Source organism: Anaerostipes sp. (assembly GCF_018381315.1).
Classification (GTDB): Bacteria; Bacillota; Clostridia; order Lachnospirales; family Lachnospiraceae; genus Anaerostipes.
This window is the reverse complement of the sequence record NZ_JAGZSD010000021.1, coordinates 1-16,835: the sequence shown is the minus strand read 5'-3', so window position 1 is coordinate 16,835 and position 16,835 is coordinate 1. Positions and strand designations below refer to the sequence as shown.

14 protein-coding genes and 3 tRNA genes are annotated in these 16,835 nt (G+C 41.4%); 8 read left to right on the top strand and 9 right to left on the bottom strand.

Features of this window, described 5'->3' with window-relative positions:
* Positions 1-6 precede the first annotated feature (6 nt).
* Genes KH180_RS13980 through KH180_RS13970 form a run of 3 tightly spaced genes read right to left on the bottom strand, consistent with a single transcriptional unit; the run spans position 7 to position 3,063 of the window.
* Positions 7-357, bottom strand: coding sequence for a DUF1667 domain-containing protein (locus KH180_RS13980; protein WP_290761360.1), 351 nt, complete (start codon positions 355-357; stop codon positions 7-9).
* A gap of 1 nt (position 358) precedes the next feature.
* Positions 359-1,624: an NAD(P)/FAD-dependent oxidoreductase gene (locus KH180_RS13975; RefSeq protein ID WP_290761358.1), complete on the bottom strand. Its 1,266-nt coding sequence runs from the start codon at positions 1,622-1,624 to the stop codon at positions 359-361.
* Positions 1,624-3,063, bottom strand: a complete 1,440-nt coding sequence (locus tag KH180_RS13970) for an NAD(P)/FAD-dependent oxidoreductase (RefSeq protein ID WP_290761356.1) — start codon at positions 3,061-3,063, stop codon at positions 1,624-1,626. The genes KH180_RS13975 and KH180_RS13970 overlap by 1 nt, the downstream gene beginning before the upstream one ends.
* 333 nt (positions 3,064-3,396) lie before the next feature.
* Between KH180_RS13970 and KH180_RS13965 the strand changes: the two genes are divergently transcribed.
* From KH180_RS13965 to KH180_RS13935, 7 genes are all read left to right on the top strand, one after another.
* The gene (locus KH180_RS13965) at positions 3,397-4,476 is read left to right on the top strand and encodes a LacI family DNA-binding transcriptional regulator (RefSeq protein WP_290761354.1); all 1,080 of its coding nucleotides are present in this window, start codon (positions 3,397-3,399) and stop codon (positions 4,474-4,476) included.
* Between the two features lie 238 nt (positions 4,477-4,714).
* Positions 4,715-5,176 (top strand): PTS sugar transporter subunit IIA, encoded by a 462-nt coding sequence (locus KH180_RS13960; RefSeq protein WP_290761352.1) that lies wholly within the window; start codon positions 4,715-4,717, stop codon positions 5,174-5,176.
* A gap of 1 nt (position 5,177) precedes the next feature.
* On the top strand, positions 5,178-6,614 hold the full coding sequence (locus tag KH180_RS13955; protein WP_290761350.1) for a PTS mannitol transporter subunit IICB: 1,437 nt from the start codon (positions 5,178-5,180) through the stop codon (positions 6,612-6,614).
* 102 nt (positions 6,615-6,716) lie between these two features.
* Positions 6,717-7,907, top strand: a complete 1,191-nt coding sequence (locus tag KH180_RS13950; protein WP_290761348.1) for a mannitol dehydrogenase — start codon at positions 6,717-6,719, stop codon at positions 7,905-7,907.
* A gap of 44 nt (positions 7,908-7,951) precedes the next feature.
* Positions 7,952-9,475: a BglG family transcription antiterminator gene (locus KH180_RS13945; RefSeq protein WP_290761346.1), complete on the top strand. Its 1,524-nt coding sequence runs from the start codon at positions 7,952-7,954 to the stop codon at positions 9,473-9,475.
* Entirely contained in the window at positions 9,468-9,902 is a 435-nt protein-coding gene (locus KH180_RS13940; protein ID WP_290761345.1) for a PTS sugar transporter subunit IIA, read from the top strand. Before KH180_RS13945 ends, KH180_RS13940 begins: the two co-directional genes overlap by 8 nt.
* 70 nt (positions 9,903-9,972) lie before the next feature.
* The gene (locus KH180_RS13935; RefSeq protein WP_290761343.1) at positions 9,973-10,653 is read left to right on the top strand and encodes a transaldolase family protein; all 681 of its coding nucleotides are present in this window, start codon (positions 9,973-9,975) and stop codon (positions 10,651-10,653) included.
* Between the two features lie 102 nt (positions 10,654-10,755).
* Here the strand turns inward: KH180_RS13935 and KH180_RS13930 are convergent, their stop codons facing one another.
* Both KH180_RS13930 and KH180_RS13925 read right to left on the bottom strand, forming a co-directional pair.
* Positions 10,756-11,742, bottom strand: a complete 987-nt coding sequence (locus KH180_RS13930) for a diaminopimelate dehydrogenase (protein ID WP_290761341.1) — start codon at positions 11,740-11,742, stop codon at positions 10,756-10,758.
* A 79-nt stretch (positions 11,743-11,821) separates the two neighbouring features.
* Positions 11,822-13,210 carry an MATE family efflux transporter gene (locus tag KH180_RS13925; protein ID WP_290761339.1) on the bottom strand — a complete coding sequence of 463 codons (1,389 nt, stop codon included), beginning with the start codon at positions 13,208-13,210 and terminating at the stop codon, positions 11,822-11,824.
* A 253-nt stretch (positions 13,211-13,463) separates the two neighbouring features.
* Between KH180_RS13925 and KH180_RS13920 the strand changes: the two genes are divergently transcribed.
* Positions 13,464-15,347, top strand: coding sequence for a sensor histidine kinase (locus KH180_RS13920; protein ID WP_290761337.1), 1,884 nt, complete (start codon positions 13,464-13,466; stop codon positions 15,345-15,347).
* A gap of 54 nt (positions 15,348-15,401) precedes the next feature.
* Here the strand turns inward: KH180_RS13920 and KH180_RS13915 are convergent, their stop codons facing one another.
* The 4 genes from KH180_RS13915 to KH180_RS13900 all read right to left on the bottom strand — a co-directional run bounded on the left by KH180_RS13915 (position 15,402) and on the right by KH180_RS13900 (position 16,692).
* On the bottom strand, positions 15,402-16,121 hold the full coding sequence (locus tag KH180_RS13915) for a LytR/AlgR family response regulator transcription factor (protein WP_290761335.1): 720 nt from the start codon (positions 16,119-16,121) through the stop codon (positions 15,402-15,404).
* Between the two features lie 101 nt (positions 16,122-16,222).
* A tRNA-Met gene (locus KH180_RS13910) sits at positions 16,223-16,296 on the bottom strand.
* Between the two features lie 67 nt (positions 16,297-16,363).
* A tRNA-Glu gene (locus KH180_RS13905) sits at positions 16,364-16,422 on the bottom strand.
* A gap of 197 nt (positions 16,423-16,619) precedes the next feature.
* A tRNA-Asn gene (locus KH180_RS13900) sits at positions 16,620-16,692 on the bottom strand.
* Positions 16,693-16,835 lie beyond the last annotated feature (143 nt).

Below are 16,835 nucleotides of genomic sequence, written 5' to 3'. Positions count from 1 at the left end.
TAAATGCTATGCTGTAACTTTCTTTGTTGCCACAATATCTACTCCCAGTCCAAGAACATCTTTGATAATGACATCTCCCACATTCACTGGTGCTTTTGCTGTTACTTTGGTCAGCTCATCCATAATATCATAAATCTTTCCTTTTGGAATATCGCCGTTTGTTTTTACCGGAACTCTTCTTGCTGTCTCTGCATCAACTCTAACTGTGGATGTGATTACTCTGGTAGGGTTGACTAATTCTTTTTCCCCATATACGGCCCCTCTCGGACACCCGTTTCCGGTTACTTTATATCCATTTTCTTCGTCAACCTTTAAATGACATCCCTTCGGACAAACAATACAAATTAAATCTGTCATGTTAAGCACCTACCTTTTCTACAGACACAGTGATTTCTCCATTCTTCACCTTATCCAAAAATGCCTTTGGAATCACGATTTTCTCCATTTCTCCCGGAGCCATATGTTCCCGCTTGAAGGAAGCCAGCTCTTCTCCGTCCGTTGTAACTTTGATTGCCACATCCTTGTAAACGTTGCGCACACGGAACATAACCTCCACCATCTTATCCACATTGGCAGGACGGATTTTCTGAGGCACCGTATATCCTACACAGTCTCCGTTTTTCAGTTCAATGTATGTCTGATCTTCAGTCTCGCCGTTCTTTACATATTCAGCAGCACTTCTTCCGGCTTTCTGGCTCTCCGCAGTTACAAAGTCTACCAGATCGTGGACATGAACTACATTTCCGCTGGCAAACACACCTTCTGCAGATGTCTCCATATTTTCAAATACAACCGGTCCGTTTGTTCTCGGGTCCATAGTGATTCCTGCTGCCCTGGTAAGCTCATTTTCCGGAATCAAGCCTACAGATAAAAGTACCGTGTCTACATCAAATGTAATCTCTGTCCCTTCGATCGGCTGATTCTTTTCATCTACCTTCTGTACAATTACCTGTTCTACTCTCTTATCACCCTTTATATCTGTGATAGTATGGGATAAATAAAGAGGAATATCATAGTCTTCCAGACACTGTACAATATTTCTTGTAAGTCCGTTGGAATATGGGCAAAGTTCCACACATCCCACAACCTTGGCACCTTCCAAACTCATACGTCTTGCCATAATCAGCCCGATATCTCCGGATCCTAAAATTAAAACCTTTTTTCCAACCATGTATCCTTCGATGTTGACATATCTCTGTGCTGCACCTGCAGTGAATACTCCGGCCGGACGGTCACCAGGGATTGCAATCGCTCCTCTGGTTCTCTCCCGGCAGCCCATGTTTAAGATCAGGGCCTTTCCTTCCAGTACCATATATCCGTTTTTCTTATTCATAGCGTGGACGCATTTCTTATCCTCATCCACATCCAGCACCATCGTATCAAGCATAACTTCAATGTTGGTCTGCTCTAACATTTCGATAAATTTATTTGCATATTCCGGTCCGGTTAATTCTTCTTTAAAGTAATGAAGTCCGAATCCATTGTGGATACACTGATTTAAGATTCCGCCAAGTTCCTGGTCACGCTCTACCACTAAGATTTTATCGGCACCATTTTTGCTCGCTTCTACTGCGGCTGCAAGGCCTGCCGGTCCTCCTCCGACTACGATCACATCATACTTCATTATTTGGCACCTCCTGTTTTTGTTTCTCCTGTGATAATGTTCATTCCCACCCGGTCCTGCGGAACATTTTCCAGCGGAATATTTAACTCTCTTGATATAATTTCCTGCACTCTCGGGCCGCAGAAACCGCCCTGGCATCTTCCCATGCCTGCATTGCACCTTCTCTTGACTGCATCAATGGATGTTGCAGGAATCGGACGGTGAATAGCATCTACAATTTCTCCTTCTGTCACTGTCTCACAGCGGCAGATGATTTTTCCGTATAATGGATTTTCCTTGATTAAGGCTGCTCTTTCTTCATCGCTTAACTTTTTAAATCTGTTTACTTTCCGCTGGTCTTTGACTTCTTTTTTTGCCTCCAGGGAAAGTCCTGATTCTTCCATCATCTTTAACAGGTCAACAGCGATAGCCGGTGCAGAAGAAAGTCCCGGAGAAGCCATTCCTGAAATATTAAAGAATCCTTTGTTTTCTTCATCTTCAAAGATGAAGAAATCATCTTCTTTTGTCCTGGCACGTACACCTGCAAAGTTCCTGATAGATTCTCTGAAGTTAATGCCAGGTACAGATTTCATAGCTGTATTTCTTACAAAGGATAACCCTTCTGTTGAGGTTGACACATCATCTCCGTCGGTAGGCTGTGAATTTGGCCCTACGATCAGATTTCCGTGAACTGTCGGTGAAACTAAAACACCTTTTCCGTCCTTATTCGGACATTGGAAAATCACATGATTCACCAATTCGCCCTGGCTTTTATCCAATAAGTAGTATTCTCCCTTGTTCGGCTCAATAGTAAAGGATTTTTTGTTTGTGTATTCATTGACTTTGTCAGCATTAACCCCTGCTGCGTTGCAGATGTATTTTGCTTCCACAGTTCCGTTGTTTGTCTGAATCTCATAGGAATCACTGTTCTTTTTAATATCTGTGACCTCTGTATTCAGCTTAAACTCAACGCCGTTTTCTACAGCCATCTCCCCAAGGGCAATTGCCAGCTCCCATGGACTGATGATTCCTACATTCGGAGAAAACAATGCCTTAATTGCTTTTTCGGACACATTCGGCTCTTCTTTTCTGAGTTTTTCCTGATCCCATATCTCCATATCAGGAACGCCGTTTTCCTCTCCCCGCTGCTTTAAATCTTCCAGCGTTTTCTCTTCTTTTTCTTCAAAGGCAACAATCAGGGCTCCAATCTGTTTAAATGGAACATCCAGTTTCTCACACAGTTCTTTTATGTACTGATTTCCTCTGATATTGTATTTTGCCATCAGAGATCCTGGCTTCGGGTCATACCCTCCATGGATGATGGCACTGTTTGCTTTCGTTGTTCCGACAGCCACATCATTTTCTTTTTCAATGACCACTGCATTTACATTATACTTTCCTAATTCGTATGCGATGGAACATCCTGTAATCCCCGCACCAATAATCGCTACATCATACACTGTTCTTATCCTCCTTCAACTGAATCCCTGTTTGTCTTACTGACCTTATCTAATCATAATAATTTTGCCCTGTCAAACCTGGAAAATGCCGATTTTATGCGGTTTCTTTTCCCTTTTGGTTAATCATAACCGATTGATTAACAGCCCTTTTTTTGTTTTACATTTTATAATATAAACTCTTTCCCCTGTTTTCCTTGTGTTTGCTATTAATCATTAGTATAATATTAATAATCAATAAAAAGTTTCAATTAGTAATTTTTATTAATCAAAATAAATCGAAGATATTTGGTCATTGTTCCGTCAGGGGGTTTCCATTTTACAGGAGGGGGAAATATGGGAAAGAGAAATAAGGTCACAACGAGGGATATTGCAGAGTACACGGGACTTTCCCAGTCCAGTGTTTCCATGATCTTAAGCAGCAAGCCTCATGTATCTTTTTCAAAAGAAACAGTGGATAAGGTAAAAGCAGCTGCAAAAGAGCTGGGGTATAAAAAGCCGGAGAAAAATTCTCTGAAAAAAGCATCCGCTCTTTCTAAAACTATTATTGTTATCTGCCCTATTCTTTCCAACGGATATTATTCTATGCTGATTCATTCCATTACTGAGAGAGCCAGGGAATATGGATATACTGTCTTTTCTGTATCTACGATCCGTGATGTATCCCAGGAAGAATACTACATAAAAATGCTGTCTAATTTTGACTTAAGCGGCATCATCTTTTTATATCCTCCTTCATCCAAAATCTCAGAAATAAATCATCTGTCTAAATCTGTTCCTATGGTATCCATCGGTGACAAACCGGAGGGTTCAAGATTTGATTCCGTTGAGCTGGACAGCAAGAAGCCCGGGTTTATACTCGGGGAATATTTGATTTCACTGGGCCATACTCATATTTCTTTTGTCTCAGCCCCGATCAAACAAAAGGAGATTGGAAGGCTCCACAGACTTGAGGGATTAAAGAACAGTTTTAAGGCTTACAATATGGATTTAAATAATATAGAAGTTCTCTCCTCTAAGTTTTCTACTTATTCCAGATACACACCGGACAATTCCGAGTATCTGAACGGCTATAATCTGGTTTCAAAGGCTTTGGAAAACAATACTAAATCTACCGCCTTTGTCGGCAACAATGATATGACGGCTTTCGGCATTATGTCTGCCATCACTGACCATGGGTACAAAGTCCCCGGAGACTTTTCAGTCTGCGGTTTTGATAATATCCCTCTGTCAGGCATGCCTCAGATCTCACTTACCACAATCGAACATGCAGCCGCCTTTAAAGGGAAAGAGGCTGTGGATATTATTTATAAGAAAAATGCCCAAAAGGATGGGCTTTCCAAGCATCACTACATCATGAGGCTGGAATATGAACCCGAGTTAATTATCCGTAACTCTACAGGAAAAGTAAAATAAGATTAAGAATTTAAGAAACGGCTTCACTTTAACCTAAGTGAGGCCGTTTCATATTTTTATTTTTCTTTCTGAAGATCTTGTCTGAAACAAAATTATGTCACAGCTTCCGATGAAAAAGATAGCATTAGTACGTATTTACATCTGTACAATACATAAGCTATGATAAATACAGATAAACGTTTATAACAGCCGGCAGCCAACCGGGAAATGGCTGCCGGACAACAAAGGAGAGGTGAGCATGGCCGGCAAACTTCTTAATGATGAATTCAAAAACAACATAAAGTGGGGACTTCCAAGTGCGGCAAAACAAGACGCAATCCGAATCGCAGGCAGACTGCTTGTCTCAAACGGATATGTGATGCCCGGATATGAAGACAGCATGCTGGAACGCGAGCTTGAACACAATACATATTTAGGGTTCGGTATCGCCATCCCGCACGGGACTGAAAGTTCTTTGAACCAGATACTAAAGTCCGGCATCTGCATCGCACATTTTCCTGAAGGAATAGATTATAACGGAGAGACAGTAATCTATGTAATCGGGATTGCATGCAGGGAAGAAGACACCATACAGGAACTAATGCAGATCACTGATATTCTCTGCAAACCAGAAGAATGTGAAAAACTATTATCTGCCGCATCAAAAGAAGAATTCATTGAGATTATTAATGAGAATTATCTAAAAGAAGGAGAGTTATAGTATGGAACATGAAAAGACAACATTCTCCCAGAAGCTCCAGAAGTTCGGAGCATTCCTGGCGGGAATGGTTATCCCAAATATCGGCGCATTTATCGGATTCGGTTTAATCACCGCATTTTTCCTTGAAACAGGCTGGACACCAAATGCAAAACTTGCAAACCTAATCAGCCCCATCTTAAATTCACTGCTTCCAATCCTGATCGGTCATACCGGAGGTAAAATGGTGGGAGGCGACCGAGGCGGAGTGATCGGTGCCCTTGTTACTGTCGGTGCCATCGTTGCAGTACCGGGAACTCCAATGTTCCTTGCAGCCATGATCTTAGGGCCTGCATCCGGCTGGTGCATCAAAAAATTTGATGCCGCTGTTGATGGAAAAATCCCGGGCGGATTTGAAATGATCGTCAATAACTTCTCTTTAGGTATCATCGGCGGTATCCTCTGCTGTGTTGCTTACCTTGTATTCGGACCTGTTATGGATACAGTTACACAGGTGCTGACAAACGGTGTAAACTGGATTGTAGCTCATAATGTACTTCCGCTTTCTGCAATTTTTGTAGAGCCGGCAAAAGTATTGTTCTTAAACAACGCATTGGACCACGGTATTTTCGGGCCGATCGGCTACGAACAAGTGAAAACTTTAGGACATTCCGCATTATTCCTTTTAGTTCCTAACCCTGGAACAGGACTTGGTCTTCTGCTTGCATACTGGTTCTTCGGAAAAGGAGAAATGAAAGAAGCTGCTCCTGGAATGATCCTCATTCATTTCTTTGGAGGAATCCATGAAGTTTACTTCCCATATGTACTGGCCAATCCTTTGACAATCATTGGTATGATTGCCGGCGGTATCGCGGGAACAGGTACGTTTACGCTGCTGAATGTAGGAACGGTGGCGACTCCTTCTCCCGGCAGTATTTTCTCCGTCCTGGCACTATCACCGAAAAGTTCGATGCTCGGTGTGATTGCAGGAGTTGCAATTTCCTGTCTCGTATCCTTTGTAATCAATGCCTTCTTTGTAAAACGAATGGTTGCAAAAGGAAAAGGAGAAGTTTCCCTGGGGCCGTCTGTAATTCCAAAAGAAGCAATGGGATCCAGCGCTTCTGATGCTTCTAAGGCTGTAACAAATGATGCTTCCTTAGGTGTTGCAGGTTTGGATCTTACAAATGTCAAAAAAATTGTAGTGGCATGTGATGCAGGTATGGGTTCCAGTGCTATGTCTGCCGCAGCTCTTAAGAAAAAAGTAAAAGCCGCTGATCTTCCGGTGGACGTTATTAATACAGCAATTTCCAAGATTCCGGACGACACTGACTTAGTTATCACACATAAAGAATTAACCGGCACTGCAAAAGCAGCACAGCCAAACAAGCAGCATTTATCCATCACAAACTATCTTCAGGCTCCTGAATATGATGAGCTTGTTGAACGTTTAAAAAACCGTTAGGCCAAGTACATTTCGTACTGTCCAAATAATCAGCATAGCAATTGGAACGGGCGTTTCCTTCTGGGGAAATGCCCTGTTCCGGTATTTTGGGAGGGAATCAAAATGAAAGCAGTTATGTATGGGGCCGGAAACATCGGACGCGGATTTATCGGTGCCCTGCTCTCACAAACCGGCTATGAAGTCGTATTTGTGGATGTAAATGACGATGTTGTAAATACCATCAATAAGGATAAGACATATCCCCAGGAAATTGTGGGAGAACACGGCAGAACCGTGTGGATAAAAAACATCCGGGCTGTCGACGGAAAGAATCTTTCTGCTGTCAGTGCTGAAATAGCGTCTGCAGATTTGCTGGCCACCTCAGTCGGCGTCAGTGTTCTGGAAAAAATCGTACCTGTCATATGTGAAGGACTCACAAAACGATGGGACAAAGATCCTGACAATGCTTTGGATCTTCTGATCTGCGAAAACCTGATGGATGCCGATCAATTCCTGAGAGAACGCATCTTGTCTGCGCTGCCAAAGCGGCATAAAGAGACGATGAACCATAGCCTGGGGCTTGTGGAAACATCCATTGGACGCATGGTTCCTGTGATGACAGAAGAAATGAAACAGGGGGATCCTCTCCGGATCTGCGTAGAAGAGTACGATTTTTTGCCTGTAGACCGGGATGCATTTAAAAACCCGATCCCTGATTATAAAAAAATTGTGCCCTACAGCCCCTTCTCCTTTTATCTGGAACGCAAACTTTACATCCATAATATGGCCCATGCCGCAACTGCATTTCTTGGAAAAATAAAAGGATATACCTATATTGATGAAAGTATTGGTGATATTTATATACGAAAACTCGTAGAAGGTGCTATGATAGAAAGTGCCATGATGATTTCAAAAAAGTATCAAGTGGAATTTTCTGAACTGAAAGCTCATATAGACGACCTGCTTCTGCGCTTCCAGAATCCTTATTTAAAAGATACTGTGGATCGTGTGGGAAGAGAACCTCTGCGGAAGCTGAAGCCAAAGGACCGGCTGGCCGGAGCTCTGCGCGGCTGTGAACAGCAGGGAATCCTTCCGGTCTGTCTGTCTTTTGCCGTTGCTGCTGCTCTTTACAATGTTTCAAATGAGTCTGCTTCTGAGCTTCTCGAAAAAACATGCCATATATCACCGGATGAGCCCTGCGGCAGGTATATTACGGCATTTTACGAACAGCTTAAAAATGCACCTGAAGATCTTTCAGGTATTTTAAAAATGACTGATACATTATATTCTGAAATCAGAGGCCCTGTTGTTTAAAAGCAATATATGATTTTATCATAGAGAGGAATATAGGTGAAGACATGGTTATTTCTGACCGCGCAAAAGAAATAATAGAATATTTACTGGATGCGACCGGTTATGTGAAAGTTTCTGAGATTGCAAAGGAGCTGGGAGTCACAGAACGGACCGTTTACCGTGAGATGCCGGAGATTAATGAGATTATGGAGTCCTGTGACCTGAAGCTGGAATCTGAATCCGGAAAAGGAATGCAGATTTATGGTTCTCTGCATAACATGAAACGGCTCGAATCCCTGTTTGAGGATTCCAAGGTTGAACAGACCTATTCTGCAAAAGAACGGAACGATTTGATTCTTCTCATGCTCCTTCATGAGAATGATTATGTAAAGACCCAGTCACTGGCTATTGACTTAAATACGTCTACTCAAACGATAAGAAACAGCCTGCGCCAGCTGCAGAATTTCCTTGAAAATGATGATATTACCTTGATTACAAAACGCAGCGAAGGTGTTATACTGGAAGGGAAGGAAATATCGAAAAGGCACCTGCTGATCAGCATACTTCTGAGAAATATTCCCCTGGATAATTTCTTTGAGTGGATGAAGAACAAAAAGTACAAAAACTGTGCTTTTATTGATCTGCTGATCCAATGGGATTACGAGGATACTCTCGCTGTGATTTATGATTTCCTGAATCCTCTTATTTCAAAAAAGAGACTCAATATTTCAGATAAAGAATTTCAGGAATTTTTGTTTCTCTTATGTATCTTTATCAAAAGACATTCTCTGGTTGATAAAAAGGGGGAAGAACTGAAGCTCTCAGTGGATATACCCAATCCGGAACAGGAGCTTTACAAAAGCATCAAACATTTACTGGAACATAAATTCCAAATACAGCTCTATGACACAGAGCTGAATTATTTCAACTGGATGATCAACTTATATACGGGCCGGACCCATTATCATGTTTCAAATGATTCCAGCATATTAAAACAGCTGGATCTGGTCACCCAGATGATTGCCAAGGTAGAGGAACGGTTTGGTTTTCCGTACAGTGAAGATGAAAACCTTGCCGAAAATCTAATGCTTCACATTAATATGGCTTTGGAGCGCATCAGAAGCGGAATGAATGTTTCCAATCCTCTGAATGATGACATCTACCAATCCCATCCAAAGCTCTATGACATTGTAAAGCAAAGTTTTATAGAAGTCTTCAAACACAGCTCCGTCCCGGTGCCGGATGACGAGATAGGATATATCGTCATCTACTTTATTGCTTCGATGGAGTTCTTAACCAAAAAGTCCATTGCAGTCCTGGTCGTATGCGCATCAGGCATGGGTTCCTCCAAGATGTTAAGAAGCCGCTTGGAAAGAGAATTTGCAGAGATTGATGTGGAAAAGATCATTTCACTCCACAAACTTTCCGAAGAAAATCTTTCTCTGTATGATTTGATCATTTCCACAGTCCCTCTGGATTTAGGCGATGATAAATACATCTGTGTATCCCCGCTGCTCAACGACAGGGACAAGGAAGAAACCAGAAAACGTATCAAACACCTCAATAAAAAAGGAGAACATCATGAATAAGATTTTCAACGCAGACAACATTGTTTTAAACAAACGCCTCCGAAATAAGGAAGACGCTATTGACGTGGCCGGAAAAGTTTTGGTGGAACAGGGTTATGTTGACCCTGAATATGTGGACTGTATGCACAAGAGAGAAGACGTCATCTCTACCTACATCGGCAATAACGTAGCTATCCCTCATGGCATCGATGGTTCTGAGAAGTACATAAAAGAGTCCGGCATATCCTTTATTCAGGTACCTGAAGGGGTTAAGTACGGCGATGATACCGCATATATCATTATGGGAGTTGCAGGAAAAGACGGAACACACTTAGATATCCTCATGAAGCTTTCTGAAGTGATCTGTGAGGCAGAAAATATAACCAAATTAAAAGAAGCTCAGACAAAGGAAGAAATTTTGGATATCATCGGTGACCTGACTGTTTAATCCGGCATATTCATTACTTTCATTGTTACACATTATAAAGCAGCTATAAATTACAAAAAGGAGATATATTATGTTAATTTTAATTGATGACGCAGACTTGACAAAAATTGAGGAACTCTATGCTAAATATCCTTATGACGGAGTTACCACAAACCCAACGATCTTAGGCAAAACAGGAAATCCGGATCCTATGGATCAGTTAAAGAAAATCCGTGCCCTAATTCCGGAAGAAGCCATGCTGCATGCACAGGTACTTTCCACAGAAACCGATGACATGGTAAAAGAAGCTAAGTATATGACAGATACGATCGGCGGAAATATGTACATCAAAGTTCCTGTTACTGCCAATGGTTTAAAAGCAATTTCTATCTTAAGCAAAGAGGGTATTAACATTACTGCTACTGCCATCTACGGTGTGATGCCTGCATTTATGGCAGCTAAGGCAGGCGCTAAGTTCCTTGCCCCTTATGTAAACCGTCTGGACAACTTAGGCTACAACGGCGTTCAGATATCAAAGGACATTCATACTATGGTAAAAGCAGCCGGATATGATGCAGAGGTACTTGGTGCTTCCTTTAAGAATTCTCAGCAGGTTCTTGAGATGGGTAAATTCGGCATCGGATCTGTCACAGTGAATCCGGATACATTAAAAACCCTTGCATTCAACCAGGTTGCTGAGGGTGCGGTAAAAGACTTCATCCGTGACTTTGAAAACTGCTGCGGCGAAGGAAAAACCATGCTTGATTTTTAAGAAAACCATACCTGTAAAAGAACATATTAGTAAAATCAAAAATACAAATTCCCCGGAATCGTTTGGATTCCGGGGAATTTGTATTTTTACTTATAATGAAACTTACAATAATTCTTTGCGCAGTTCTTCTCCTGTTTTTGCACTAAGATATGCCGGTGCAATATCAAATACCGTTCTGCATCCTGTCTGCCCCTCTTTAGAAAGCTTATAGGCTGCTCTCGCGTAAGCTGCAATCACGCTGGATGTAAATTCAGGGTTAGAGTCCAGCTTCAGGCTGTACTCGATTAAATGCTTGTTTTCTCCATCCCATCCGGTCTTTCCGCTTCTAAGTACAAATCCTCCGTGAGGAATTTTACTGTGCTCTTTTTTCAGTTCTTCTTCACTGATAAAGCGTACTGTTGTATCATAGTCAGCAAAGTAATTCGGCATAGTCTTGATCTCTTGTTCTATCTTAGCAGCATCTGCCCCTTCTTCCAGGACAACAAAACATTCTCTTGTGTGCTTTTCTCTCGTGGAAAGCTCAGGATCTTCTCCATTTCTTACCGCTTCCAGCGCTGACTCCACAGGAATTGTATACTGTTTTCCGTCTTTCACACCTTCGATCCGGCGGATTGCATCAGAATGACCCTGGCTGACACCTCTTCCCCAGAATGTATAATCTTTTCCATCCGGAAGAATCGCATTGGCATACATCCTGTTTAATGAAAACATTCCCGGATCCCAGCCTACAGAAATGATTCCTACTTTTCCTCCCTGTTTTGCAGCTGCATCAACATTGGCAAAATGCTCCGGAATTCTTGCGTGTGTATCAAAACTGTCCACTACATTAAACATAGAAGCATATTCCGGTGTCTGGACCGGAAGGTCTGTGGCACTTCCTCCGCACAGGATCATAACATCAATTTTGTCCTTCCACTCTGCCGCATCTTCTGCTCTGCAGACCGCTGCAGACTTAGTAAGAATGGATACATCCTCCGGATTTCTTCTTGTAAATACAGCTGCCAATTCCATATCAGGATTCTGACGTACTGCACATTCAACGCCTCGTCCAAGATTTCCATAACCTAAAATACCAATTCGTATACTCATATTCTTTTCTCCTGTCTGTTTTTTATCTTTTTTTGATTATACTTGCTGAGATGGAATTCTGCAATACAAAACAGCAGTATCATTCAATTTTTTTCCTTTTATAGACAATCGTTTTTTTTCGTTCAGCATTACCGGAAAATTCTACCGGATATTTTCTGTAAAGATAGAAACTGAATATTACAGTGATCGTTTCAGCTGCGGGAAATGACCACCATATTCCTTTCATACCTATAAAATGTGACATCAGCCACATAAAAGGCAGAAGAAGAACCAGCTGGCGCAGTATATTAATCAGCAGACTGAATCCTACTCTCTTTGTGGACTGCATAAAAGACGCTGTCATAGTGGCTGCTGCTGCAAACACATAACTTGTACACATAATCTTTAATGCAGGTATGCCAAAAGACATCATTTCATCAGAGGCATTAAAAATCCTTAAAATCTGCTCCGGAAACATCCAGAAGATTACAATGCCTGCACCGGTAAGAACAATACCTATCTCCATGCCATACTTAAAAGCCTGATAAAGCCGCTGCTTATTCCCGGCGCCATAATTATAACTCATAACCGGAATACATCCCTGTATAAGTCCGTTTAATGTCATAATCACTATCTGCTGCAGCTTAAAATATGCTCCAAAAAATGCAACTGCAGTAGTAGAATATAAAACAAGAAATATATTTGTAAAGTACGTCATAAATGCACCTAAGGCATTCATAACAAAAGACGGAAATCCAATAACAAAAATATCTTTTAAAATCTTAAAATCAATCTTGAATCCTTTTATCTTCATCCTGACCTTCTGGTTTCTGAATATCAATACATAAAAGGCTAAAATCATAGAAAACGTATATCCGCATACAGTGGATACGGCCGCTCCTTCAATTCCCATTTTCGGAAATCCAAAGTATCCGAAAATAAGAATAGGGTCAAGGATAAAATTGAGCACCACTCCTGCAATCTGAAAACACATAGGTGCAATCATATTTCCTGTCCCCTGAAGAATCTTTTGAATACAAATATGTACCATATTGGATATCTCTAAAAAAGCACAGACTCTCATATACCTTACTGCCAGCCCGTAAATCTCCGGATCATCTGTAAATGAAGCAAAAAATGGCTTTGTAATCAGAAGTATCACTGCTATAATAAGCGCTCCCATAACAGCAGAAAGGATAATCCCATTTGTTACGACTCTGTCAGCTTTATCCTGATTTTTCTGCCCAAGGCTGTCAGCAATCAATACATTTACACCGACACCTATCCAAATAGACATGGCCACCATTAAAGTAGTTATCGGAAATGCCAATGACACCGCAGTCAATGCTTTCTCTCCGATCCATGACACAAACATACAGTCAACGAAATTATATGTATATTGCATGAACATAGAAATAAGCGGCGGCACAGCCATTGATACAATTAAAGGAAACATCGGTTTTGTCTCCATTTTATTAATACTGTTCACAAACTTCCCCCCTGTATGATCCTGCCGGTTATTTTCTGCAGATGTCATAGAATTATTATACCAAAAATCCTATTGTTTTTAATATGGTATTCAATGTTTGATATATAAATTTGTTATATGGGTTACAGCCCCCAGTCTGGCTGATACCATAAGTACTTCCCACTTTGCAGAAAATTGCCCCTAACTGGTATGAAACCGGCTTGATTTGTCTCTCCCTTTACTGATATCCTATTAGGAAAGGGGGTATCTTTTTTTGGATAAAATAAAGAAATTAGGATTTTTATTATTATATGCAGTGCTGATATTACTGGCTGTTCGATTTTTATATTCTTATATGCATACAAGTGCAGACAGAGTATTTCTCACACCGCAGTTTGAGAATAACAAAGGATGGAATATTTATACAATAAGAGATGGAAAAAGAAACAAGCTCACAGTGCAGGAACTGTACAACAGCACAGGCGAAACCGTTTATCTCTCAAAAGTCTTAGATAAAAAACTGGAAAACAGCGGATATACAATTCTGGAGTTAGACAGTTTATCCTTTCAGCAGAGTGTATTTTTGGATGATAAGCTGCTGTACACAATAAACCCAAATGCAGACAACCGTATCGGACATGTTAAATTTCCCAAGAAATATAAAGGACTTCCGGGCATCGGTGAATATGTGCGTCTGTCACTGCCTCCCGGCTATGGAGGAAAAATGCTGACGATAGCTGTATCCTATAATACAGCAGTGGAATACCGCAGCCTGCCCATGATCCGCCTGTCAAGCGAGTCCATTCTGACACAGCTGCTTGTCAGCGATTCAAACCGGATTTCGATGCCTGCAGCTGCTTATATGACAATTGCAGTTCTTCTGCTTGGAATGTTTTTTTATAATCTCTATTATGCAAAGGCATCATTTTCTATCCTGATGCTAATGCTGGCAGCACTCCTGCAGGCATTTAGGACTTTGCTTGATTTTGAATTTTATTTCAGTTCCCATTTTTCACTTAATATTATATTTATAGAACTATTGATACCGCTTGCTTACGGACTGCCCATGCTTTATATGTTTACGCAGATGAGGCGCTGGAAAAAATGGTATGCTCCATTTTTGCTGGTTCCGCTGATACTTTCACTCCTGCTTCATATATTAAGCAAATTTCCAGTGTTTGCTGTCATTTCATCCTGTCAATATGATTGTGTTCTTTATATTCCGCTGCTGGCCCTGTGTATTTTTTCTGTTATGGAGTGGAGAGATCAAAATAAGATTTACCGCCTGTTTACACCTGGTTTCTTTGCTGTTATTGCCGGATTTGCTTTCGCATTCCTGGTGTTCACACTGTCACGAAATGACTCTGTCTTAGTCAGCATTGTTCAACATCCGATCACCTTTCTAAACCTGGCCCTGCAGTATATTGGCATTACTATGCTTCTCCTTGCAGGCTGTATCTCTTTCTTTTTGACTGTAAAGAAGACGGCAGACACACAGAGTGAACTTGCTGTGATGTCCGTAAAAAATCAGCTGATGCTGGAAAATATTCAAAGCATACAGGAGAACAGCACACAGATAGCTGTTATGCGCCATGACATGCTCCGCCACCTGCATACTATGCTGGATTTAAGTCATGGGAACGAAAAAGAGCGTTTAGAAAATTATTTGGAGGAACTGACCAAGGAAACAGAAAGCATTCTGCCCATAAGGATATGCCGCCATCCAACCATCAATGCTCTGGTAACGCGTGCACTGTCAAAGGCCAAGAAAGAAAATATTCAAATAGATACATATGTGGAAGTGCCCGCAGATATTTCAATTAAAGACAGTGATCTGTGTACTCTGCTTATGAATATGCTGGATAATGCAGTTGAAGCTGTATCCGTGCTTCCAAAAGAGAAAAAACGCAGAATTGAGCTGACCATGCATGTGCGCGGACGTTATCTGTTCATCGAGACAGCTAATTCTTATAATGGAAATGTCTTAATAAATCAAGAGACAGGATTATTCAAAAGTACAAAAGGTGCAGGTCATGGCTATGGCATAAAGGCCATGTCTGACATAGCAAAGAAATATATGAGTAAGCTGCAGATCAAACAGGAAGCCGATACTTTCATAGTCCGCACTGCACTGCTTATGCCTGAAACTAAAGATTAAAGGTAAAACGCTGTCATTTTCTATATTTTCTAAATGAGAGCGTTTTATCTTTTGTTATATTTTAAGGTAAGTAAAATATTTCTCCATTGTGTGGTCAAAATAACGGCGGCTGATAGGGAATGCCCTCCCATTATCCATAACTGCATCTGATCTCTGTATCTCTATGACATGGCTTAAGTTTATCATATAGCTGTTATGAGACTGACAAAAGCTGTATGACGGCATTAAAGGCTTCAGTTTAGACAATGCACCGTTCCAGTCTTGAAACTCATCAAAAAGCCATATCCTGGTACGATGCTGTGTAGCTTCCAGCGCATAGATATCAGAAAATGGAATTGCCAGATTCCTTCCTCCTATTTTAACGGCCAGCCGTGTGTCAGCATAACTTCTCCGGTAATCAGATAATAGGATTTCCTCAAATTTTTCGGTATCAATAGGTTTTAATAAATACCACAGCGGCTGTGTATCAAAACAGTCAAACACGTAGTCCCGATAGGATGTAATAAAAATGATACTGCATGTAACCTGCTGTTTACGAAATGCCCTCGCAAGTTCCATACCGTTCTCCTTTGATAATTCGATATCCAAAAGCAGGAGCTGATAGTGATCCCTGTCTCCCTGTATAATACGGTTCATCTGCAATGCTTCGCTGAACTGTTCAATTTCAAAATCAATTCCGTATTTCAGCCCATTTTCTATCATGATTTCTTTTATTTTCTGTCCCAGATGATCCAGAAACACTTTGTCATCATCACAGATTCCAATACGATACATACGCCTGCCACCTTTTTAAATTCAATACTTTCTGCAGATAAAAGTATATCACTTCCCTATGCAATAAAAAAGAACCTATATAAAATAGATTCTTTTTAAAGTTGCGGGGGCCGGATTTGAACCAACGACCTTCGGGTTATGAGCCCGACGAGCTACCAGACTGCTCCACCCCGCGTTATGAAAATAAAAGGCGCCAACCAGATTTGAACTGGTGATCAGGGAGTTGCAGTCCCATGCCTTACCACCGGGATTTGAACCCGTGTTACCGCCGTGAAAGGGCGGTGTCTTAACCACTTGACCATGGAGCCTTGTTCCTTTGACCGCTTCACGGTCCTTTCTTTGTCCCCGCTTCGCTTTATAGAGAGCTTCTGCTCCTCTATACGCCCGTCAACTAAATTCATGCTTCGCGTTTCCGCTCGCATTCATTAAGGTTCCGTGCGGGTCTCTCACTAAATTCACCCTTCGCCTGACGGCTCGGCTTCATTAAGTGTTTTCGACCTCCCCGAGCTGGGCTCGAACCAGCGACAACACGGTTAACAGCCGTGCGCTCTACCTACTGAGCTATCGAGGATCATTCTTTCCTAGTCTCTGCCTTTTGGACTTAAACTATTCATATACCTTCAAAACTACATACAGAATCTCTCATCAAACCTCTTCCTTACCTTCTTTCTTGGTTAAAGCCTCGACCGATTAGTAACAGTCAGCTCCATACGT